Origin of the sequence: Thermoflexus sp. (assembly GCF_034432235.1) — a bacterium.
Taxonomy (GTDB): Bacteria; Chloroflexota; Anaerolineae; order Thermoflexales; family Thermoflexaceae; genus Thermoflexus.
Map to the genome: position 1 here is coordinate 21,247 of NZ_DAOUCJ010000093.1, position 22,456 is coordinate 43,702.

The following is a 22,456-nucleotide window of genomic DNA, read 5'->3' on the forward strand; positions in this document are numbered from 1 at the left end:
CGGCTCTCGTCCGGGAGGCGGGCCAACCGGGAAAGCCCCATGGTATGGTAAGGAAACGGATTGCGTTCATCCCCGCAGCCAAGCGATCCACAGGCTGAGGGTGAGCGGGCTAAGCAGGGTGGACAGGAAAATAATCCCGGCGATGGTGCGGGGGTAAACCCCGAATTCCGCCGCCATGACCACGCTGGAGATGGCGGCGGGCATTGCGCTCTCCAGCAGCCCGGCCTGTCGAGCTGGTCCTTCCAGCCCCCAGACAGTAGCCAGGGGGATGGCCACCAGCGGGATGACCATTAGACGCAGGAAGGCCCCCAGACCCATTGCAATCCACCGATCCTCCAGCTGAATATGGGCCAGCTCCAGGCCGAGCACGAGCAGGAGGACGGGGATCGCACCCCGGCTGAGGAGGGCAATCCCGGCTTCCACGGGCTCTGGGAGCATCCATCCGCTGAGGCGCGCCATGGCGGCCAGCAACGCGGCGTAAAAGCTGGGAAGGATCAGCACGGATCTCCATCCCGTTCGGCCGCCGGTGTGCACGGCCATCAGCACCCCAAGCGTATTCAATAGGATATTGTTGGTCATGAAATAAAGCACGGCCCGGGCAAGAGCAGCTTCGCCGAAGGCGCGCTGGATCACCCCTAACCCATAGCTCCCCGCGTTGACAAACATCGCCGTCATCATCAGGGCCGTCCGCTCCGATGCGGAGAACCCCAGGGCGAGGCTGAGTAGAAGCCCCAGACTGCCAGCGAGGAGGGGGATAGAGATCGAGAACCCCAGGAAACGCACCAGCTCCGCCCCGGTAATATCGGAGCGGATGAGGGAGATATACACCAGAGCGGGGTTGAGGATGTAAAAGGAAACACGCGCCAAGGGATGCGGGGGGATCTTCAGCCAGCGCCCCGCCAGCCAGCCCGCCGCGATCACCAGGAGGACTGGCATGAGATCATGAAAAAAGATCTCGGCGACGAGGCGAAGGCTCACCGGCCAATGCTCCTATCGTCAGCGCCGATTGCGCTGCCTGTGATCTCGGTCTTCCGGGTCGGGATCTTCTTTCTCCTCCTCTTCCAATTCCAACTCCTCCAGGCCCAGGTGCTTCCTCTCCCACTCCATCAGCCAGTCCTCCGCTTCCTCCTCTTCAGCCTCCAGATCCAGCTCCAGGAGGGGCATGAGGGTCTCTCCGCCCTCCAGCAGCTCCAGCTCTTCCAGCGCCTCCTCGGCCAGCGTGGCCAGATCCTCATCCTCACCCTGGGCGATCTCCGTCAGGATCTCGCGAGCCCGTGGGCCTCCGATCTCCCCCAGCGCCCAGATCGCCGCTTCTTGGATCTCTGCATCCCCCTCCTGAATCAATCGCTCCAGAAGGGGAACAGCTTGCCGGATCCCGATCTCGCCCGCTGCAACCACGGCCTCATAGCGCACAGCCGGGCTGGGACTGCGCAGTGCTTCCATCACATAAGGTGTCCAGCGGGCCTCGCCGGTTCGACCCATCGCAAAGACCGCGCTGATCCTCATCCGTTCATCTGGATCCGTATAGGCCCGTTCAATCATCTGCGGGAGGTCAGGCTCCAGGGTGTTCCCCAAGGCCTCCAGGGCGCGTCGTCGCACTTCCAGGGGCTCTTCTGGGTTATAGAAGGCCTGACGCAGCGCCTCAATGGCCGGCTGCACGGCGGAGAGCGGAATTTGTTCCATAATGCAGGCATTATAGAAGTAACGCCCCAGGCCGATAGCGGCGCGGGCGCGGACCTCCGGTGCAGGATCTTGTTCAAAGAGCTCGAAAAATCGGCGCATGAGATGAAGATCATGATCCTCATACCACAGCCCATCGATAGCCATCGCTCGCACTTCTGGATCCGGATCGCTCAGGGCCATGCGGAAGACACGACCGAAATCCACTTCTGTGTTCTCTTCGCTGATATCCACCAGGTGGCTTATGATCGCCCGACGCCGGGATGGCGATAGCGTCAGCCAGACCTGGGCGACCCGGGCGAATTCCTCATCGTTTAAATCGGAGAGCCAGTAGAGGCGAGCGATCGAAAGCGGGGTCCCCTCATCCTTCAGATGATTTATCAGGGTCTCCACCGATGGCATCCAGATCCTCCTCTCTTTTTGCGAATTACCACTTGGCTCGGGGGCCTTGAAGAAGCTGTTGGGAGGCTGGTGAGGCGCTTCTGGCGCCTTGTAGACCCCCTGAAGCTCCCACGGACCTATCAACAGCATCTCTTACTAATTTTAACGCATATACTTCACCGATCCCCGGTGCGAAGCCCAGCGAGGTAAGCCTGGAGAGCGCTGAAGGCGGGGCGTGGAACCCCGCGTGTGTCCAGAATGCTGTAGAGCACATTATCGTCCCGTTTCGGTCCGAATCCCTTCGGCCCAAAATCCAGGTTCCACAGGATCGCCATTCGAACAAATCCCCAGTTGCGCATCCGCTCGAACCCTTCCACGATCCAGCGAGCCTGTTTCTCCAGGGAATTATCCAGGGCAAATTCAAACCCCGGCGGTGCGGTTCCATATTCTTCTGCGGATGCCCATCCGAACTCTGTGACGCATAGCGGCTTCGCATCCCTGATGATCTCCCGGTAGCCCCAAAGGGTCGACTTGAAGCTCCAGCTATGATGGGGGTTGTCAAAGGGGCCTCGAAAGCGGGCGGTTCGGGCTTCCGGCAGGAGCGGGGCCTCCTCCGCCAGCACATCCGGGCCAATGTTGTAACCGTTGTGGTGAACCCCCACGCAATCCGCGTAGTTCAAAAAACCCGCCTGCACCATGCCCTGCAGGTAGCGGAAATCATCCACCGCGTTCACCCCGTCGTCGATCCCGGTGGGGGAAAGCGCCCCGCTGATCACCATGATCCCGGGATCCTCCGCCTTGATCGTCGTGTAGGCAACCCGAAGCAACTCCACGTAATCCTCCGGGCGTAGTCCCCGGGAGGTTTGCCATTCCCGTTTCAGGTTCTGTTCGTTCCAGACCTCGATGGCATGGATCCGCCCGCGATGCCGGCGGATCAGTGTCCGGAGGAAGCGGGCGAGATCCTCCGGCCGGTCCGGCGGTCCGCGGATCCCGCCTTCCCGACGGCTCCACTCTGGAGCCGTGACCACGCTGAGCACAACGTTCACGTGCTCCCGTTCGGCGACGATCAGGAATCCCTCCAGGATGCCCCAATCGTAGCGGCCGGGCTCCGGCTCGTGCATCGACCAGAGGACCTGCTGCTTCACCCATGGGAATCCCACCTGACGGACCACGCGAAGGGTATCCCGCGGATCTCCCACATATCCGTGCACCTGAACTCCGATGAGAAAAGGCTCGGGATTGGAGCGCGAAGTCGGTGATGGTCCGGGAGAGGCTGTAGGAAGGGCAGAAGGTGTGGGAGAGGTCTTCAGCTGAGGCGCAGTGGAGCGCCAGAGCGCGAAACCCAGGATGCCCATCTCCAGAGCGACCAGGATGACGGCCAGTTGTAGGATCCAGTGGCGAATGGCTCGATTCAACCGCGACTCCTCCTCGGACCGCAAGAATCACGAGGCGGGGGCCGTGGGAAGAGCGGCTGGGCCGCCCGCCCCACGACCCCGAAGCGCTATGCGCGCAAGCCATGCCGGTGGCAGGCCCTTTTCGCACCCGCCCTGCCCGGCGGCGCGGAACGGTTTAACGCCCCCCCATCACCTGATGCAGCGTCTCACAGGCGGGGCAGGAGCCGTCCGGCCGGATGATCGCGTAGCCGGCCATGGGATCCGCCCCGTAGTTCTTGAAGTCCACATTCCAGATGATCATCAATCGCACCTTCCCGCTCTGAGCCGAGAGTTGCGCAGCCCGGGCCAGCCATTCCGCCTGCTGCTGAACCGTGACGTCCTTCGCCCAGGCGAAGGAAGGTGCCACGGCTTCCAGAGGCGGGTATCCGTCATCCGAAAGATACCCCAGCTCCGTGAAGCATAAACGACGAGCGCCCCCGAAGGCATTCCAGTATGTGTTCACCATCCCCCAGAAGTAACGCGTGTAGTAATTATCCCGGGGATCGCCGCTGGTCCAATCCGGCGGGACGATCCCTTCGTTATAGTGGACGCCGATGCAGTCGGCGTAGTTCGCTGCGCCCGCCGCCGCCATCCCCGCCACATAGCGATCATCGTTCCACACCCGATGGGAGCCAAAAGCGCCCTCCGCACCGGTCGGGGCGGGGGCCCCGCTGATCACCATGGTCCCCGGGTTGCGGCTCTTGATGGCGCTGTAAGCTCGCCGCAGCATATCGGTGTAGCTCGCGGGATCGATGTGGCCGGTCGGCCACTCCCGGTCGATGTTCTGCTCATTCCAGACTTCGATCCCGTCGGCTCCCAGGGCGGCCACGCCACCCAGGAACTGGGCGAAAGCGTCGAAGTAACCCGGATTGGGGGCCCCCATCTGTTCGGGGAAGCCAACAATCCCCAGGAGGATCTTAAAGCCATTGGCGTGGGCCTGCTGGATCAGCCCGGCAACGCTGCTCGGATCCTGGCCCGGGGACCAGCGGACCTGGCGTTTGACCCAGGTCATGCCGGCGTAGCGCATGAGATCCGGCCGGGAGAAGCTGTCCACATGGCCGCCCAGCTCAAAGCCGCCGCCGATGGGGCGAGGACGCGGTGTGCTGGTGGGGCGAGGCGTCGGGGTGGGGCCCGGCGTGGGACTGGGCCCCGGGGTCCGTGTAGGCCCGGGAGTGCGGGTGGGGGTCAGGGTGGGCATGGGGGTTCCCGTCGCCACCATCCCGGTGGTCTCCCCCTGCGCCTTCTCGCTGGGACCTGCGCGCAGGATCAGCGCGATATGGAAGGGGCCCTTCGCTTCCCCGGGCGGGGACCATTCCGCGCGTCCATCGGCCAGGGGGCGGGCGATCTCAGCCACCACCTGGCCGTCCGGCCCGGTGATCCGCCAGACCCATTCCATCGCAGAGAGACCCGGAGCCTGGCCGCTCTGGCGATAGGCTTGCAGGGCCTCTACGGTGCCCGGCGCGGTGCCTCCACTGAGCAGCCCTCGCAAGGTCAGCCCCCGGAGCCGATACGTCTGGATGAGGGACAGCTGGCGATCGAGAAGGCCGGTCGTGGGCATCCAGACGGTGTGGAGATGCCCCGCTTCGTCGACATATTGATACCGATACACACCCGCCTCGGCCAGGAACTGAAGATCCTGAGCGGCGGTGATGGGAGCGAGGGTGAGGGTGATGCCCGCGGTGAGGGTCAGCGGACCGGCGGACTCCAGCCGGCCCAGATGGGCGAGGGCTTCATCAAAGGAAACGAGCCGCGCGCCCGCAGGGCCCAGATCCACGGCCAGGCCCGGCCCCACCAGCTGCAGCTGATAGCGGTTCACCTGGCCGATCAGCCACCGCACGCTTTGCTCGACCAGCCCGCCGGGCATATATGCGATGGGGTCATCCGGGGCTTCCACGTAGAGGACATCCGCGAGGCGGCCCAGTTGCTTCCAATCGTAGCCGCCGGTGAGGAAATGCCCTCGCTCTCCGGGCAGGGGAAGGGGAGCCGCGACAGCCAGCACCTTCCCCTGCTCGTGGAGGGCCTGGCCGAGCCGGCCAAGGAAGTCTATGAAGGCGTGCTGCTGGTCCGCTGGGAGGCCGCGATAATCGACCAGGACGCCGTTATAGTTGCGGGCCTGGAGGATGTTCAGGATTTCCTTAATATGAGCCTGATAGACCGCGGGATCCGCCAGCAGGGCGGCCAGGGCTGCCGTGTTAGGCGCTCCGCCCGGGAGGTAGTTCCGCACCAGCAGCCACGTGACATTGCGCCCCTGGGGATCTGGCGGTGGAAGGGCGTTCTCATCTCCCATCAGGCGGCCGCCCAGGCCCAGGGTGAGTCCCGCCACACTCACCTCATTCACGACCTCCAGGGTCCGGGCATCCGGGGCGATCCCCGCTTCCTGAATTGCTCCAAAGGCGGGAATAGGAATCTGAGCGGCCGTGACAAGGACATACTGGGGGGTAGCGCGAGTTTCGCCGCTCAGAAGCCCCTGGGATTCCTCTCGCTCCCCGCCCAGCCATGTCCACCCCTGTCCGGTCCAGCCCCACAGATCCGCGATCGTCCACGGCTCGAGACCATCCGGGATATACACCGTCATGCGCAGCGGCGTGCGGACCTCGCCGCAGAAGCGCAGCCGGTAATACGGCGCGACCGGCTTCAGGGTTGGCGGCAGGCGGGTCAACGCTTCCCGCAGCGGAGCGTCCGGCTCCGCCAGCGGCCAGACGGCCACCCGCACGCTCTGAGCGGGATCGGCAGGGGCGAGCTGGAAGGTGGGGCTCTGGAAGGGCTGCTGGGCCGTGGCGGTTTCACAGGCCGCCTGGGTGGACTGAACCCACCACAGACCCACTCCGAGCAGGGCCAGGATCGCCACCGCGCCCAGCCCAAGGATCCATTTCCACGGGGAGGATCCGCCCGGGGAAAGGCGCGTTCTCGGACGTGCAAGCGTCATTCGGCCTGACCTCCTGGTGGAGTTGGAGTAGCAAACGATGGAGGGGGTGGAGGCCGGATGGGCCGCTGAAGGCGGCCCGCCTGGCCTCATCGCTCTTTTCTCCGCCCTCTTTGAGAGCGGCATGGGACCCCTTCGGTGTGCCCTGCATCCCCAAGAGCCCTCAGGGGATCCACTGCGTATCTCCTATTTTAACCCAACTCACCGGGTGTCGGCTTGCGCGATGATATCCATGGCTCCCCGTATGGGTGGGGTTCTGGGGGATGGGGGCAGCCCGGTCGACCGCTACCTCCCCCTCCTCACTTATGGGGCTTCGAGCGGGTGATCATGGCTCCCGTCCCGCACGGCGGGGCTCGCGACGCCGGAGAGGGGTGCGGTAGGGGGGGAGATCCAGGGTGATCACGGTCACCCGCGTCTCATCGCTCAGTCGCGCGGCGATCCGCGCGTCCAGATGTTCCAGCGGAGTTGCGGTGGTGATCACCGTGGGCGCGCCCGCCAGATAGCGATAATTCAGGAGCTGATACAGTTTCTCCCGCGCCCATGGGGTGGCGCTCTCGGTTCCCAGATCGTCCAGCACCAGGAACGGTGCCCGTTTCACCTCGTCAAAGCGCTGGTCGTAGGGCTGATCGCTTTTCGGGTGGAAAGCGGCCCGCAGCCAGTCCAGGAGATCTGGCACCCCCACGAAGAGGGCAGGGATCCCCCGGGAGGCGACGACGTGGGCGATGGCGGCGGCCAGATGGGTCTTGCCGGAGCCATAGGGGCCGGCCAGGACCAGCCAGCCATGGGGGTCCTCGGCGTAAGCCCGGGCCATCCGGACGGCTTCCCGCAAATTATCCCGCTCGCGGGGGGAGAGCTCTGGCCGATCGCGGAAGGTTTCGAAGGTCATTTCCCGTAGCAATGGAAGAAGATTGAGATCCGACCCGGTGGAAGGCGTGCCCTGCCGGAAGTCCGGGGCGAGGATTACGATGATTTCCACCAGGCGGGGATCCTGAAGCCGGGAGCGCAGGCGAGGCTCGAGGGCTTCCATGGAAAGGTTGGTCGTGATCACGGTTGGGAGACGAGCGTTGTAGCGCCAGTCCAGAAGCTGGAACAGTTTCTCCTGGGCCCAGGGCGTGCTTTGCTGAGCGCCCAGGTCATCCAGGATCAGCACAGGGGCTTCTCGCAGCTCCCAGAACCGCTTCTCATAGGAGCTTTCGGATTCTGGATGGAAGGTCGCCCGCAGTTCGTCCAGGAGATCCGGCACATGGATGAAGAGGGCGGGCACCCCTCGTTCCAGGAGGCGATGGGCGATGGCCGCGGCCAGGTGGGTTTTGCCGCATCCGGTTCCCCCGCGAAGCACCAGCCAACCCTCCGGGTGTTCCGCGAAGGCTCGTGCCCGTTCCCAGGCCCGCCGGACGCTTCGAGCCTGGTCCGGAGGCAGTCCCAGCCCATCGGGGAGGAAAGTCTCAAAGCGCTTGTCCTGGAGCACCCGCAGGGGGCTGGCGGAGCGGATCCGCTGGCGGAGCTCGCCCGCCTGCCGCTCGGCCTGGCATACACAGAGCACCGCTCGACCGAACAACGGATGGCCGGGGGGCACATCGTAAGAGACATATCCCAGCCCCCCGCAGTAAGGGCAGGCCTCCGGGCCTGCCTCAGCGGGGAGGGCAGCCCCCGCTTCCGCGCGGGTCGCTCCAGGAGCCGGCGATACGGGAGGAGAGGTCCCGGGAACAGGAGGAGAGGGTTCGCGGTGCACCGCCTCTTCCCCCCGGCGGTCCTGTGGCTTCCCCTCAACGCCGGAGCTTTTTCCACGACTCGACAACACGTCGCCGATGTGTTTCATCCATCCCTCCAGCCTCCCGACCTTCTATAGCCCATCGTTCCAGGATCCGTCGGACATAGGACCAGCGGCGGATGTTGCGGGAGACCGCGATCCGGATGGCTTCCTCGATCCATTCCGCCGGGTAGGTCTTCGCGGCTTCTTCCAGCTCCTGAGCGATCAGCGGGGTCAGCAGCCCGATATTCTGCTCATAAAGCGCGAAGAGATTGGGGCGATCGGCCACCAGCACTGCTGACTCCCCCAGATCCAGACTGGAAGGGCGATCCCCCCGGCGGATGGCTTCGTAAGCCATGCGCCCCCTGGGGGTGTTGAGGAAATATAGATCATCGGTCCGCCCGTCCTCCTCCAGGCGGACGTGCAGGAGCGTCCCTCGAGCCACGGCCCGGTTCAGGCTCTCCCGGATCTCAGCGGCGGAGAGCGCGTTTGTCAGGGCGGGATCCGTTTCCAGTTCCGATCGCCGGACGTAGCGCAGGGGCCCGCTCCGGCGAGCCAGGTGGTAGAGGCAGGCCAGCGTGACCCGCAGTTCCCCGGGGTGCTCGATCTGGGGGAGCAATTCCGTGAAGAAGACTTCTGGGATCGGCACCATGCGGGCCCTGCCCGAGGGAAAGCCGGAGAACGGTTTCTGTTCCCTCTGGGTCTTCACAGCCGGATCTCCTGCTTATGCAGGTCGATGAACTGAGCTTGAGAGGGCCGGAAATACAGCTCGATGGTCCCCAGCGGGCCGTTCCGGTGTTTGGCCACAATGATCTCCGCGATGTTCTTGCGGTCCGTATCTGGATTATAAATCTCATCCCGGTAGATGAAGATCACCACATCCGAATCCTGCTCAATGCTGCCGCTTTCGCGGAGATCCGCCAGTATCGGGCGCTTATCGTGGCGCTGTTCGACAGCGCGGGAAAGCTGGGAGGCCGCCACCACCGGGATGTTGAGCTCCCGGGCCAGGCTCTTCAGCGCGCGGGAGATGTAAGAGATCTCCTGCACCCGGTTCTCCGCCCGGATATCGGCGGTCATCAGCTGCAGATAGTCCACGATCAGCATATCCAGTCCGTGCTCGGCGTAAAGCCGGCGCGCTTTCGCCCGCAGCTGCATGGCGGAGATGGCCGGCGTATCATCGATCCAGATGGGCAGCTCCGATAGCGTGCTCACGGCGTGGACAAAGCGCGGCCACTCGTCCTCCCGTAGCTCTCCCAGACGCAGGCGCTGCCCCTCGATCCCGGTCTCCTGAGCCACCAGGCGATGGACGACCTGTTCAGCGGACATCTCCAGGGAGAAGATGGCGACCCGCTGCCGGTAACGTTTGGCGGCGTTCAGGGCGAAGGAGAGCAGGAGGGAGGTTTTGCCCACTCCCGGCCGGGCGGCCACGATCACCAGATCCGAGCGCTGCAGGCCCCCCAGCAATCGATCCAGATCCCGGAACCCGGTGGGAATCCCCAGGGGCTCCCCGCGATGTTCGTAGAGATACTCGATGTGCTCGTAATAGGTTCGCAGGAGATCCCGGATGGACTGGACATCGCGGATCAGGCGACGCTGGGCCACGGCGAAGAGGGCGGCTTCCGCCCGGTCCAGCAACTCATCTACATCGCCGTGGGCATCCTCGTAGGCCATCCGGGCGATCTGGGATGCGGCCTCCAGCAGGCGTCGGCGGATCGAATCCCGTTCCACCAGGCGAGCGTAGTCCATCGCGTGCACTGTGGTGGGAACCCGCGCGGCCAGGCCGATCAGGAAGCCCCGCCCGCCGGCTTCCTGGAGACGTCCCTGGCGCTCCAGCTCATCGGCCACCGTGACCGGGTCGATCGCCTCCCGGCGATCGTGCAAGGCCAGATAGGCCTCCCAGATCCAGCGGTGTTTTTCCAGGAAGAAGTCCTCCGGCCGCAACATCGTCGCCAGCGTATGCATGAGCTCTGGATCCAGGAGCACAGCGCCCAGGACCGCCTCTTCCGCCTCCAGGTTATGAGGCGCCAGGGGGACCTGTTCCACTTGCTCGAGATCAGGCATCCGCGATGCCTCCTTCTATGATTTCGTGGAAGATCATCTCTGTTGCTTGGCGAGGGTGATGACAGCCAGCTGGTTCCCGGCGCCCCGTTTCTGCGCGCCGATGAGGCGCCGGGCACCGGAGACCCCATCCGCAGGAGCAGATGGCTGTGGGGGGCACAGGCTGCCTGAAGGCCCGCGGTGGCGTCACTCTAAAATATACCATTAGCATACACCATAGCACCTCGACAGTCGCCACCGTCCGCGCCCCCCACCGATGGCCTCGAAGGGGAGATGACCGCTTCGCCCGCAGGAGTTCGGACGGATCCGCCCATACGGTCCGGCCGAGCCCGGACGGCGCGGGTAAGGTCGGGGTGGGCATGGACAGCGGGCTGGTCAAAGACAGAGCATGAGGGTGGAAAGCGAGGAGGGGGAACCCGGGTTCCCCAGTGGGAAGGGTCTGGCCGGTTGCGGACTCGAAATGGGGCCCTCCCCGCCACGGTGAGAAAGAGCTTTTTCCCTGCGGTCAACCTGTCCCCGGAGCCCTCAGGCGGAGGCCCGCCGCGTCCGGGTATGGAGATAAAGGTTCATCAGACACTATCCGGGCGGCAGGGCAAATGTTATTCCTCCCCGGCTTCCCCCAGATCATCCAGGTCGAGGGATTCAATCAGGTCGCGGAAGGGGGATTCCTCTAGCTTGGCCTCGGGGCTTTCGAGGCTTTCGCTTTCGATTTCCTCTTCGCGCGGGTTGACTCCCGCCCGTTCCATTACATCTTCGTCAACGTAGATGGGGACCCTGGCCCGGACTGCGAGGGCGATGGCGTCGCTGGGTCGGGAATCGATCTCCAGACGCCGGGAATCCATCTGGATCACAATGCGGGCGTAGAAGGTGTCGTTGCGGAGGTCATTGACCACCACGTAGAGGACAGTCCCCCCCATTTCGGTGATGACGTTCTTCAGCAGATCGTGGGTCAGGGGGCGGGCGACTTCGATCTGTTGCAGCTCGATATTGATGGCCTCCGCCTCATAGGGGCCGATCCAGATCGGAAGGTAGCGATCGCTCTCCCGTTCCCGCAGGATGATCACCCGGTGCTGGGACATCAGGCTGGCGCGGATGCTGTCGATCACCACTTCAATCATCGGAGCCTCCCCCGGTTCCATCCACCGACGCCGTCCGGCTTCTTACTCTTTGATTATACCACCGAGGTCAAGGGCCGCGTATCGCCAGCGGGGCGGCTTTGGGTTAGGGCGGAAGAGGGGCAAAGGGTCAGGGTGAAGGCCCTCCTACCGGAGGGGTGCCCATCGAAACCAGCAGGAGCCGCTTGGGATGCGTCGAATGAATTCGACCTGGGGGGCCTCTGGCCGGTGGCCGGCCTTAGGGCGTCGAATGAATTCGACCTGGATAGGCCTTCGGCCCATGGCCGGCCTTCGCCGGCCAAAGAAAGCCTCTCGCGTTGGCGCAGGCCGACGCGGGGCGCGGAGCGCCTTGCGAGGCCGATTTCCAATCGGCGCAAACGGCCTTTCGCTCGGACTTTGTCGGTGAGGCGAACGTATCACACACTTAGAAACAGACATCAAGGATGGGGGTGGAATCCAATGTCCGTTTTGGAGCTGGATGGTGAGCACCTGACCCTGGAGGATGTGGTGGCCGTCGCTCGGGAGCGGCGACCGGTGGCGCTGGCCCCGGCCGCCTGGGCGCGGGTCCGGCGCAGCCGGGAGGGGGTGGTGCGGCTGCTGGAACGGGGCGCAGTGGTTTACGGTGTGACCACGGGATTCGGACATCTGCGAAACGTTCGAATCTCCCCCGAGCAAGCATCTCAGCTTCAGCACAACCTGCTCCAGAGCCATGCGGTGGGGGTGGGCCCCGAGCTCTCCGAAGAGCAGGTCCGAGCGATGATGGTAGCCCGCCTGAACACCCTGGCTCGAGGCTACTCTGGAGTTCGCCCTGAGGTCCTTCAGCTGCTGGTGGAAATGTTAAATCGGGGGGTCCATCCAGTGGTCCCCGCCCAGGGCTCTCTCGGGGCCAGCGGCGATCTGGCCCCGCTGGCCCATATGGCGCTGCCCATGATCGGGCTGGGGGAGGCAATGGTGAACGGCCGTCGCATGCCAGGGGCGGATGCGCTATCCGCCGTGGGATTGCAGCCGTTGCGCCTGGAGGCCAAGGAGGGATTAGCGCTGATCAACGGGACGGCCTTCATGGCCGGGCTGGGTGCGCTGATCACCTATGATGCGGAGGTCCTCGTGCGGACCGCGGATATCGTAGGAGCAATGACCCTCGAGGCGCTGGAAGGGTCTGCAATGCCTTTCGACGAGCGCCTCCATCGCGTGCGCCCGCATCCCCGTCAGATGGATTGTGCGGCTTTCCTGCGGCAGCTGGTGGAAGGAAGCGAATTGCTGAGCGATCCTCGAAACCCCTCGCGGGTGCAGGACGCGTATTCCTTGCGCTGCATGCCGCAGGTGCATGGCGCCGTGCGGGATGTGGTGGCGTATGCCCGCTGGGCCCTGGAAATCGAACTGAACAGCGCCACGGACAACCCGTTGATCTTCTGGGAGGAAGGGGAGGAGGAGCCGACCGTGCTTTCCGGCGGCAACTTCCATGGGGAGCTGATCGCCCTGGCGATGGACTACCTGGCCATCGGGCTGGCGGAGCTGGCCAACATCTCCGAGCGGCGGTTGAACCGCTTGCTGGATCCGGCGGAGAACGAGGGCCGCTATCCGCCTTTTCTGGCCCTGGAGCCGGGCCTGCATTCCGGATTCATGCTGGTGCAGTATACGGCGGCAGCCCTGGCTTCGGAGAACAAGGTGCTCGCCCATCCGGCGAGTGTGGACACGATTCCTTCCTCCGCGGGCACGGAGGACCATGTGAGCATGGGAGCCACGGCGGTGCGCCATGCGGAGCTGGTGCTGCGCAACGCGCAGCGGGTGGTGGCGGCCGAATGGTTCGCCGCAGGCCAGGCGATCGATCTGCGCCAGCAACAGGCCGGGCGCCCCCTGCGCATGGGCAGGGGGACGGAGGCTGCCTACCGGGTCCTCCGTCAGCATATCCCTTTCCTGGCCGGGGATACGGTGCTGGCGCCGTGGATGGAGCAGGCTTACCGGCTGGTGGCCGGAGGGGCTGTTCTTCACGTGGTGCGGGAGGCCCTGAATACAGCTTAAAACAGGTGGCTTTTATTTGAACGGTCGCCTTTTGTTGCGATGCCTCCATGAGCCCGTTATAATTCCACGTGACCGGTTCTAGCCCGGAAAACCCTCCGGAAGCCTCCGGTTCCGGCGATGGGCGGAGGAGATCCATCGCTTGAAGGAGCCGCTTCTGGCAGGAATCGGGGAGGCCGGCGATTCTGGTTCTGGAGGGAATGATCGGTGCGGATCACGACGGAGACCCTTCCGCAGCGCCAGGTGGCGTTAACCATTGAAGTCGACCCGGAGCGCGTGGAGAAGGCGATGCGCCAGGTGGCCCGGCGCTTCGCCGAACGGTATGACATCCCCGGTTTCCGCCGGGGCAAAGCTCCATATGAAATCGTGGTCCGGACCTTCGGCCGTGAGGTGATCTTTGAGGAAGCGGTGGAGGTCCTGAGCCAGGAAGTCTACCGGGAGGCCCTGGATCAGCTGGGCCTGGATCCCTACGGGCCGGGCCAGCTGGAACGGGTCGATCCGGAACCCCTGACGTTCCGCGTGATCGTCCCCCTGAAGCCGGAGGTCCGGCTGGGGGATTACCGATCCATGCGCCTGCCCTACGAACCGCCGGAGCCAACCGCGGAAGAGGTCATGGAGGTCCTCGAGCGGTTGCGACGGGATCACGCGATTATCGAGCCGCTTTCGGAGGGAGTGGCGGAGCCGGGGATGATGGTCACGGTGGCTCTGCAGGCAAGGGATGCGGAAGGGAAGATCGTTCTGGAAGATGAGGTCTCGTTCGTGCTGGGTCATGAAGAGCCTCCTCTGCCCGGGCTGGCGGAGCGGATCGCGGGCATGGCCTTAAATGAGAAGCGGCAGTTTGAGTTGCCCTGGCCGGGAGATGAATCCCGTGTGCTCCAGGTGGAGGCTGTCCTCACCGGGATTGCACGGTATTTTCTCCCGGATCTTGATGATGCCCTGGCCCAGACCATTGGCGAGTTCGAGACCCTTGAGGAATTGAAGGCGAAGATCCGTCAGGATCTCGCGGCCCACAAGCGCCGTCAATACGATGCGGAGTATGCCGAGCGCGCGCTGGAGGCGCTGGTGGATCAGGCGGAGGTGGAGTTCCCCCCGCAGATGCTGGAGGAGGAGATTAACGATCTGCTCGAGGATCTGGAGCGATCCCTCCGACGGAGGGGGAAGGATCTGGAGAGCTATCTGAAAGAGCGGAATCAGACGATGGAGGCGCTGCGGGAGGAGCTCCGGCCTCAGGCCGAGCGCCGGATTCGCCGGGGGCTGGTCCTCTACCAGCTGGCCCAGGAGGAAGGGCTCTCCGTCCCCGAAGAAGCGGTGGAACAGGAAGCCCAGGCCCTCCGCCAGCGGGTCCAGGCCTCTGAGGAGGCCTGGAAGAACCTGGAGGCGCAGGTCTCTGCAACGATTCGATCCCGGCTTCTGGCCCGCCGGGCGCTGGAGCGCCTGGTGGAGATCGTCCGGGGCGACGTGGAGGTCACGGCGGAAGCCGAGCTCACCAGTGAGGCGGAAGCCCCTGTGGTGGAGCGGGCCTCCACTTCGGGAGCCCCCAAATAGGCCGTGGGGTTGGGGCGGGCCAGGTCGCTTGGCAGGTCTGAGCCCCGCAGGGACGTTTGAGCAGCTCTTTGAGTTCCGTGCAGCGCGGGAAACTGAAAGGAGGCTGGTGATGGCCCGAGAGGGATGGCCGGAGATGCTGATTCCGATGGTGATCGAGAACACGGGGCGCGGCGAGCGCGTTTATGATATCTACTCGCTGCTCCTGAAGGAGCGGATCATCTTCCTGGGAACGCCGATCACGGATCAGGTGGCCAACCTGGTGGTTGCTCAGCTGCTCTATCTGGATCGGGAGGACCCGGAGGAGGAGATCCGGCTTTACATCAATTCGCCCGGTGGGTTGATCTATCCGGGCCTGGCGATCTACGACACGATGCAGCAAGTGCGCGCGCCGATCTCTACGATCGCCGTGGGCTGGACCGCCAGCATGGCCACTGTGCTCCTGGCGGCGGGGACGAAAGGTCGGCGCTTTGCCCTGCCGCATGCGACGATCCATATGCATCCGGCCGGCGGCGGCGCCCATGGCTATGCTCCCGATGTGGAGATCCAGTATAAAGAATTGATGCGCATGCAGAACCTGATCTTTGAGTTGCTGGCTCGCCATACCGGCCAGCCGGTGGAGCGCATCGCCGATGATTTCGACCGGGATTACTACATGTCGGCGGAAGAGGCCGTCAAATACGGGATCATCGACGAGGTGCTCAAGCCGCCGCCGCACAAGGAGCTCCCGCCGCTGCCGACCCAGGCGGTCGCCACCCCGGATGGCCGCAAGGAGTGAGGGATGCAACGCGCGCGCAGGGAGGCGCCTCGTTGCTCCTTCTGCCGACGGGATCCGGACGAAACGGGCCGGCTCCTCGCAGGCCCGGAGGGGGTTTACATCTGCGAGGGCTGCGTGGAGACGAGTTATCGCCTCCTCCGGGGAGAGGGCAGGGATGCCTGCCCCTCCCCGGGTTCCCCCCATCGCCTTCCTTCCCCGCGCGAGATCTACGCCTATCTGGATCAATATGTGGTAGGGCAGGATCGGGCCAAGCGGGTCCTTTCCGTGGCGGTTTACAACCACTATAAGCGGATCGCCAGTGGAGGACGATGGGAGGATGTGGAGATCGAGAAAAGCAACATCCTGCTCATTGGCCCCACCGGATGCGGCAAGACCCTGCTGGCCCGCACCCTCGCCCGTTTTCTGGACGTCCCCTTCGCCATCGCCGACGCCACTTCGTTGACGGAAGCCGGTTATGTAGGGGAGGATGTGGAGAACATCCTCCTCCGGCTCATCCAGGCGGCGGATTACGATGTGAAGCGGGCGGAGAAGGGCATTGTCTATATCGATGAGATCGACAAGATCGCCCGCAAATCCGGCGATAATCCCTCCATCACCCGCGACGTCTCCGGCGAGGGCGTGCAGCAGGCCCTGCTGAAGATCATCGAGGGCACGGTTGCCAATGTTCCCCCCCAGGGCGGCCGCAAGCACCCGCATCAGGAGTTCATTCAGATCGATACCACCAACATCCTTTTCATCTGCGGCGGCGCCTTCGAGGGGCTCTCGAAGATCATCGCCGAGCGCCTAGGGTTGCGGGGACATATAGGGTTCCCGGGCGAGGCCAGAGTTCGAGGTCGGGTCTCGCTATCGGAGGCTGAGCTGTTACAGCAGGTGACTCCCGAGGATCTCATCAAGTTCGGGTTGATCCCCGAGCTGGTCGGGCGGCTGCCGGTGGTGATCCCGGTGGACCCGCTGGATCGGGAATCGTTGAAAGCGGTGCTGACAAGGCCGCGCAACGCGCTGGTGAAGCAGTTCCAGCGGCTGTTCGCTCTGGATCATGTGGAGCTGATCTTCACGCCGGATGCGATCGAGGCGGCCGCTGAGGAAGCGATGCGCCTGGGCACGGGCGCGCGGGCTTTGCGATCGATCCTGGAGCGGACCCTGCTGGATGTGATGTATGAGATCCCCTCCCATCCTCAGATCCGCCGCTGCATCGTCACCGCCGAGGCCATCCGGGGGCAGCGGATGCCGCTGTTGCTGAACGAAGCCGGTCAGCTTGTGGAGCTGCGCCGGGCGGCGTAGGGCGCATCCGGAGGCCTGGCAGGCTGCCCGTGAGCGCCCCTGCCCAACCGCGGAACCCGGGGAATTCATGCCGTCCGATAAAAGGTCCTCCGCACAACCTCCAATCCCTCGATAAGGCGATCCACTTCCTCAAGCGTGTTGTAAAGATAGAAGCTGGCCCGGGCGGTCGCAGTGAGCCCCAGGCGTTCGTGCAGGGGCATGGCGCAGTGATGGCCGGCCCGGATACAGATCCCTTCCCGATCCAGGATCGTCGCGATGTCGTGGGGATGCACCCGATCCATCGCAAAGGACACCACGCCCCCGCGCTCGGCCGGGGGAGGGCCAACGATCCGGACGCCCGGGATTTCGCTTAGCCGTTCCATCGCATAGGCCGCCAGCATCTGCTCGTGGCGGTGGATGGCCTCCAGGCCGATGCGGCTCAGGTAATCCACCGCCGCGCCCAGGCCGATCGCCTCGGCGATCGCCGGGGTTCCGGCCTCAAACTTATAGGGGAGATCATTCCACTCCGCGCCTTCAAAGGTGACCCGGCGGATCATATCGCCGCCGCCCAGGAAGGGCGGCATGGCCTCCAGGAGTTCCCGCCGCCCCCATAGCACGCCGATGCCGGTCGGCCCACACATCTTGTGGCCGGAGAAAGCCAGGAAATCGCATCCCAGTTCCTGCACGTTCACCGGGATGTGGGGCACTCCCTGGGCTCCATCGACCAGCACGATCGCCCCCGCGGCATGGGCCTTCTCAATAATCGGCCGCAGCGGATTGATGGTCCCCAGCACATTGGACATCATCGTCACCGCCACCAAGCGGGTCCGTTCGGTGATCAGTGCATCCAGGAGATCCAGCCGCAGGCGGCCCTCCTCATCGATCGGGATGTAGCGGATGCGAAGGCCCTTTTCCTGAGCAACCAGGAACCAGGGGACCAGGTTGCTGTGATGTTCCATTTCGGTGAGGAGGATCTCATCGCCCTCCCGGAGAAAAGGACGAGCCCAGGCGTAGGCGACCAGGTTGATAGCTTCCGTGGCGTTCCGGGTGAAGATGATCTCCCTGGGGGAGGCAGCGCCGACGAAGGCGGCGATCTTACGGCGGGCTTCCTCATAAAGGGCCGTGGCCTGTTCGCTCAGCATGTAAACTCCCCGGTGAACGTTCGCATGGGTGGTCCGATAGTATTCGTTCATCGCCTCGATCACCGGGAGCGGCTTCTGGGAGCTGGCTGCGCTATCCAGGAAGACCAGAGGTTTCCCACGGATCGTCTGCTGGAGGATAGGGAAATCCGCCCGGATGCGTTCGACATCCAGTTCTGTTCGCAGCGCCACGCTCTTCATACGGCCCTCCGCAAGGATTCGCACCGATCTCATTTTAACGCGACTCGTTCTCGAACCATCTTCTCCCGGCCGGTTGTAGATAGAGCAGGGGGCTTGGCCGCCCACCCCATTCATTCCAGACCCTCACCCGCGGATGCGGAAGGCCCTCCTAGCGACTCAGGGATCTTCAGAACTCTTCCTCAGGCGGGACGCCCAGCTTGCGGTGAATAATGGCATCCGCCTGGCGTCGGATATCCGGCACCGGGATGCGATCCAGAACCGGAGCGAAAAATCCTTCCACGATCAGGCGGGTGGCGACAGCGCGAGAGAGCCCGCGGGACATCAGATAGAAAAGCTCCTCTTCATTGATCTGCCCCACGGTCGCGCCATGGGTGCACCGCAGGTCATTGGCCATAATCTCCAGGCCCGGGATGGAATCCGCGCGGGCGTGGGGGGAAAGGATGAGATTGCGGTTCGCCTGATAGGCGTCGGTCTTCTGAGCCCCCGGGTGCGCACGGATCATCCCCTGCCATACGGAGCGGGCGCGATCTTTGAGGGCGACCTTGTAAAGCAGATCGCTCTTGGTATAAGGGGCGATATGATCCTGCTCCGTGTCATAATCCGCATGTTGCTGGCCGTCCAGGAAGAAGATGCCCGACATATAAGCGGTAGCGCCACGGCCGATCAGGGCGACCTCCAGGAACGTCTTGGTGATCCCTCCGCCCATCCCGATCACCACCCAATCGAGGGTGCTGTCGCGGTCCACGAAGGCCCGCTCGTGGGTGAAATTCCACATATAGCGTCCCCAGTTCTGGAGGGCGATGTAGGTCAGCCGTGCGTTCTCCTTCAGGTGGATCTCCACAGTTCCGTTATGAAAGGCGGCCCCCACCGCATCGTCGGCCAGGCGCTCATCGATAAAGGTCACCTGCGCGCCGGGCTCCACCACAATCAGGATGCGGGAGAGATCCGTGGGCGCGCCCTGCAACCCGATCACGGCGCGCAAAGGCAGTGGGATCTCCAGATCCCGGGGCACATAGAGGAAGATCCCGTTGCGCCAGAACGCGGCGTTCATCGCCGCGAAGAATCCATCCCCCGGTCGCACGATCTCCCCCAGATAGGGGGCGACCCGATCGGGATGCTCCCGGATCGCGGTCAGCAGATCCGTGAAGATCAACCCCCGGCGCTCCAGCCGTTCGTCCGCCCAGCGAAGCAGAGGACGACCGTTGAACAGCAATAACCCCCCGGCCAGGTCGTCCCGCCGCTCCGGGATCTGCCGCATCTCCTCCGGCGGGGTTGCCCCATCGCTCACGATTACCGTCTCCAGCTCTTCGATGGCCAGAGCCCGGATATCGGTCCGCCGCCATGCCTCATCGTTCGGCCCTGGCTTGGGGGTCTCGCGCAGGATCTGCCAGGCCTCCCGGCGGGCCTGACGGAGCCATTCGGGTTCCTCGCGGGTTTCCAGAAACGCTTCGAACGCTTCGGGGCCAATGCCCCGGGCCTCTCGAAGAAGGTGAGCTTCCGCCATGGGATGCTTGAACCTCCTTGAAGCTTGCGCCCTAAGTGGACATGCGCGCAGGATGCTGAGGGCATCGGATGGGTCTGCTGGGAAGGCGTCAAGCGAAGCCAGCGTTCGCTGGGCGCGGGGCGCCCCGGCCCATCTTTACCGTAGGCCGGAGCGCCGCCGATCGCCCGACCTCCTCCTGCAACCCCGGCAGGATTAACCTACCGAGCCGGACATCTGCAGGCGGATGAGCCGGTTCATTTCCACGGCGTATTCCATCGGCAGCTCCTTCACCAGAGGCTCGACGAAGCCGGTGACGATCATCGCCGCCGCCTCCTCCTGAGGGATACCCCGGCTCATCAGATAGAACAGCTGCTCGTCGCTGATCTTGCTCACCGTGGCCTCGTGGCCGATGGTGACGTTGTCTTCTTCGATCTCCATATATGGATAGGTGTCGGAGCGGGAGATCTCATCCAGGATCAGGGCGTCGCAGTTGACGCTGACTGTAGCCCCTTCGGCGCCCGGGTAAACCCGCACCAGACCCCGATAGGAGGTGCGTCCGCCGTCCTTGCTGATGGACTTGGAGATGATGCGGGAACGGGTGTGCGGCGCCGCGTGGATTGCCTTCCCGCCCGCGTCCTGATGCTGGCCACGGCCCGCAAAAGCGATCGAGAGGATCTCCCCACGGGCCCCCGGCTCCATCAGGTAAACGCTCGGATACTTCATCGTCACCTTGGACCCCAGGTTGCAGTCGACCCATTCCATCACCGCATCCCGGTAAACCACTGCCCGCTTCGTCACCAGGTTGTAGACATTGGTGGACCAGTTCTGAATCGTGGTGTAGCGGACGCGAGCGCCCGGCTTGACGATGATCTCCACCACCGCGCTGTGCAGGGAGTCCGTGGTGTAGATCGGCGCGGTGCAGTTGTGCACGGCGAACCCGCGCACCAAGTAAGAGTTGGGTTCCTCAACATCCAGGTTGAAGACGAACCCGTCATAAGGAACCCGTCGGATGGCCTTGATCGGGACCAGGAAGTAATCCCCGGCGTCGCGAACCTCCCCCATGCGCCGCCCGTGCGTCCAGGTGATGATGAACTGGTCCCTGCGGCGGATCGAACGACCCCGAATGTCATCCGGGCCTCCCTTGCGGACTTGGATGCTGGCGTAGATCCCCTGGCGGGCCAGCAGCTCCTGGATCTGCCGGGCCAGCGTCTCCGAAGCCGTGGCGATCCGGCGCAGCTCCCCGGAGCGCCGCAGCGAGCGGTTCCCATCCCCCGCGAAGTAGGCCTCCAGGAGAGGGGCCACCTGCTCCGGCGGCAGCGCCATGATCGCCTCGCTCAGCTGCTTGTTCGCGGCGCCCTTGCCCGCATGCTCCAGGCAGAACTCCATCAGCTCCCGGGAATATACGGAGATCGTGACGGCATGCTTGCCCCGGATGTGGACCACCTGGGGCTTCTTCCCCGTCACCTGCTGGATGAGGCGCTTGACCTCCTCAATCGCATGGACCTCATGCTCGCCGAAGGAGAAGGCGACCACTGGCTGGCGAAGCGTCTTGTGAACGTATGCGGAGCCTTCCGCCAGATAGTAGCCCAGCAGCCGCAGAAGCTCCGGCGTGAAGGCCGGATGATAGCCCTCTGCCTGGACTTTCGGGAAGACCAGAAAGTCCCCTTCCCGCAGATCTCCAGCCGGCACATACATGGGCCGGGCCTGGAGCAGGCGGCGGGTATCCACCTCAGGCCGCCATCCGTTGCGCGGCCGCCGTCGGACCAGGACGTCCTCCCGGCGCACGACCAGAACGGGATGCTCGGGAGTCAGCCGGAAGGTGTTATAGCGGGAGACCGGCTGGATCTCGATGAGATCTCCTCGATACGGTCGGACCATCACCGCGCGCACCTTCGCCTTGCGGCCGGTCTCGGTGACCACGAAGTCCCCTGGCTTCACCGCCTCGATGTTCACCCAGCGGTCGCCTGTGCTCACCTGTTCCCCAGCCGGTAGACAGCCCTCCACATAATGCACGAACGCCCCTTCCTCCGCGATGATCAGCGTCCGCTCGAACTGCCCCACGTTCTGGGCGTTGATGCGGAAGTAGGCCTGGAGGGGCAGATCCACGTGGACCCCGGGCGGCACGTAAATGAAGGAGCCGCCGGACCAGACGGCGGAGTTCAGGGCGGCGAACTTGTTATCATCGGGCGGGACCACCGTGCCGAAATACTCCCGCACCAGGTCCGGATACTCCCGCACCGCCGTATCGGTGTCCACGAAGATCACACCCAGCTTGCGCAGATGCTCCTGGAGGTTGTGATATACGACTTCGGACTCATACTGTGCGCCCACCCCGGCCAGGAACTTGCGCTCCGCCTCGGGGATCCCGAGGAGCTCGAAGGTGCGCCGGATCTCCTCGGGCACTTCGTCCCAGGAGCGGCTCTTTTTGTCCGTGGGCTTGATGTAGTAGTAGATGTCATCGAAATTGATCCCTGAGAGATCCGCGCCCCATGTGGGCATGGGCTTGGCGAGGAAGATCTCCAGGGCCCGCAGGCGGAACTCCCGCATCCAGTCCGGCTCCCCCTTGAGCCAGGAGATCTCCTCCACGATCTCCCGGGAGAGGCCCTTGCGGGCCTTGTAAACGTAACGCTCGGGCATCGAGAACCCGTATTTATACGTGCCCAGCTCGCTCAGATCGAAGGTCTCCGCCGCCATGAT

15 protein-coding genes are annotated in these 22,456 nt (G+C 64.2%); 4 read left to right on the forward strand and 11 right to left on the reverse strand.

Annotated elements, in window-relative coordinates; genetic code table 11:
• Positions 1-66 precede the first annotated feature (66 nt).
• The 8 genes from VAE54_RS11415 to VAE54_RS11450 form a co-directional block, all read right to left on the reverse strand.
• Positions 67-978 (reverse strand): AEC family transporter, encoded by a 912-nt coding sequence (locus tag VAE54_RS11415; RefSeq protein ID WP_322802091.1) that lies wholly within the window; start codon positions 976-978, stop codon positions 67-69.
• Between the two features lie 18 nt (positions 979-996).
• Complete coding sequence (locus VAE54_RS11420) at positions 997-2,082, reverse strand: HEAT repeat domain-containing protein (RefSeq protein ID WP_322802092.1); 1,086 nt, start codon at positions 2,080-2,082, stop codon at positions 997-999.
• 155 nt (positions 2,083-2,237) lie between these two features.
• Positions 2,238-3,476 carry a beta-galactosidase gene (locus tag VAE54_RS11425; RefSeq protein ID WP_322802093.1) on the reverse strand — a complete coding sequence of 413 codons (1,239 nt, stop codon included), beginning with the start codon at positions 3,474-3,476 and terminating at the stop codon, positions 2,238-2,240.
• Positions 3,477-3,630: 154 nt separating this feature from the next.
• Positions 3,631-6,420: a hypothetical protein gene (locus VAE54_RS11430; RefSeq protein WP_322802094.1), complete on the reverse strand. Its 2,790-nt coding sequence runs from the start codon at positions 6,418-6,420 to the stop codon at positions 3,631-3,633.
• A 322-nt stretch (positions 6,421-6,742) separates the two neighbouring features.
• On the reverse strand, positions 6,743-8,149 hold the full coding sequence (locus VAE54_RS11435) for an ATP-binding protein (protein ID WP_322802095.1): 1,407 nt from the start codon (positions 8,147-8,149) through the stop codon (positions 6,743-6,745).
• Positions 8,150-8,183: 34 nt separating this feature from the next.
• On the reverse strand, positions 8,184-8,819 hold the full coding sequence (locus VAE54_RS11440) for a DnaD domain protein (RefSeq protein WP_322802096.1): 636 nt from the start codon (positions 8,817-8,819) through the stop codon (positions 8,184-8,186).
• Positions 8,820-8,872: 53 nt separating this feature from the next.
• Entirely contained in the window at positions 8,873-10,228 is a 1,356-nt protein-coding gene (gene dnaB, locus VAE54_RS11445; RefSeq protein ID WP_322802097.1) for a replicative DNA helicase, read from the reverse strand.
• A gap of 596 nt (positions 10,229-10,824) precedes the next feature.
• Positions 10,825-11,343 carry a bifunctional nuclease family protein gene (locus VAE54_RS11450; protein WP_322802098.1) on the reverse strand — a complete coding sequence of 173 codons (519 nt, stop codon included), beginning with the start codon at positions 11,341-11,343 and terminating at the stop codon, positions 10,825-10,827.
• A gap of 456 nt (positions 11,344-11,799) precedes the next feature.
• On the opposite strand from VAE54_RS11450, the gene hutH reads away from it, so the two are divergent.
• The 4 genes from hutH (at position 11,800) to clpX (ending at position 16,957) form a co-directional block, all read left to right on the forward strand.
• Positions 11,800-13,359, forward strand: a complete 1,560-nt coding sequence (gene hutH / locus VAE54_RS11455) for a histidine ammonia-lyase (protein ID WP_322802099.1) — start codon at positions 11,800-11,802, stop codon at positions 13,357-13,359.
• 204 nt (positions 13,360-13,563) lie between these two features.
• Positions 13,564-14,901 (forward strand): trigger factor, encoded by a 1,338-nt coding sequence (gene tig, locus VAE54_RS11460; RefSeq protein ID WP_322802100.1) that lies wholly within the window; start codon positions 13,564-13,566, stop codon positions 14,899-14,901.
• 109 nt (positions 14,902-15,010) lie between these two features.
• Entirely contained in the window at positions 15,011-15,676 is a 666-nt protein-coding gene (locus tag VAE54_RS11465; RefSeq protein ID WP_322802101.1) for an ATP-dependent Clp protease proteolytic subunit, read from the forward strand.
• 3 nt (positions 15,677-15,679) lie between these two features.
• On the forward strand, positions 15,680-16,957 hold the full coding sequence (gene clpX / locus VAE54_RS11470) for an ATP-dependent Clp protease ATP-binding subunit ClpX (protein WP_322802102.1): 1,278 nt from the start codon (positions 15,680-15,682) through the stop codon (positions 16,955-16,957).
• A gap of 65 nt (positions 16,958-17,022) precedes the next feature.
• Here clpX and VAE54_RS11475 read toward each other — a convergent pair whose 3' ends face one another.
• The 3 genes from VAE54_RS11475 to sufB all read right to left on the reverse strand — a co-directional run bounded on the left by VAE54_RS11475 (position 17,023) and on the right by sufB (position 22,453).
• Entirely contained in the window at positions 17,023-18,276 is a 1,254-nt protein-coding gene (locus VAE54_RS11475; RefSeq protein WP_322802103.1) for a cysteine desulfurase, read from the reverse strand.
• Positions 18,277-18,442: 166 nt separating this feature from the next.
• Complete coding sequence (gene sufD, locus VAE54_RS11480; RefSeq protein ID WP_322802104.1) at positions 18,443-19,780, reverse strand: Fe-S cluster assembly protein SufD; 1,338 nt, start codon at positions 19,778-19,780, stop codon at positions 18,443-18,445.
• 192 nt (positions 19,781-19,972) lie between these two features.
• Positions 19,973-22,453, reverse strand: a complete 2,481-nt coding sequence (gene sufB / locus VAE54_RS11485) for a Fe-S cluster assembly protein SufB (RefSeq protein WP_322802105.1) — start codon at positions 22,451-22,453, stop codon at positions 19,973-19,975.
• Positions 22,454-22,456 lie beyond the last annotated feature (3 nt).

What these genes read in the sequence shown, in the direction of transcription:
- VAE54_RS11420 (WP_322802092.1), bottom strand. Translation starts at nt 2,082, where the DNA reads ATGCCATCGGTGGAGACCCTGATAAATCATCTGAAGGATGAGGGGACC.
- VAE54_RS11430 (WP_322802094.1), bottom strand. Translation starts at nt 6,420, where the DNA reads ATGACGCTTGCACGTCCGAGAACGCGCCTTTCCCCGGGCGGATCCTCC.
- VAE54_RS11440 (WP_322802096.1), bottom strand. Translation starts at nt 8,819, where the DNA reads ATGGTGCCGATCCCAGAAGTCTTCTTCACGGAATTGCTCCCCCAGATC.
- dnaB (WP_322802097.1), bottom strand. Translation starts at nt 10,228, where the DNA reads ATGCCTGATCTCGAGCAAGTGGAACAGGTCCCCCTGGCGCCTCATAAC.
- VAE54_RS11450 (WP_322802098.1), bottom strand. Translation starts at nt 11,343, where the DNA reads ATGATTGAAGTGGTGATCGACAGCATCCGCGCCAGCCTGATGTCCCAG.
- hutH (WP_322802099.1), top strand. Translation starts at nt 11,800, where the DNA reads ATGTCCGTTTTGGAGCTGGATGGTGAGCACCTGACCCTGGAGGATGTG.
- VAE54_RS11465 (WP_322802101.1), top strand. Translation starts at nt 15,011, where the DNA reads ATGGCCCGAGAGGGATGGCCGGAGATGCTGATTCCGATGGTGATCGAG.
- clpX (WP_322802102.1), top strand. Translation starts at nt 15,680, where the DNA reads ATGCAACGCGCGCGCAGGGAGGCGCCTCGTTGCTCCTTCTGCCGACGG.
- VAE54_RS11475 (WP_322802103.1), bottom strand. Translation starts at nt 18,276, where the DNA reads ATGAAGAGCGTGGCGCTGCGAACAGAACTGGATGTCGAACGCATCCGG.
- sufD (WP_322802104.1), bottom strand. Translation starts at nt 19,780, where the DNA reads ATGGCGGAAGCTCACCTTCTTCGAGAGGCCCGGGGCATTGGCCCCGAA.
- sufB (WP_322802105.1), bottom strand. Translation starts at nt 22,453, where the DNA reads ATGGCGGCGGAGACCTTCGATCTGAGCGAGCTGGGCACGTATAAATAC.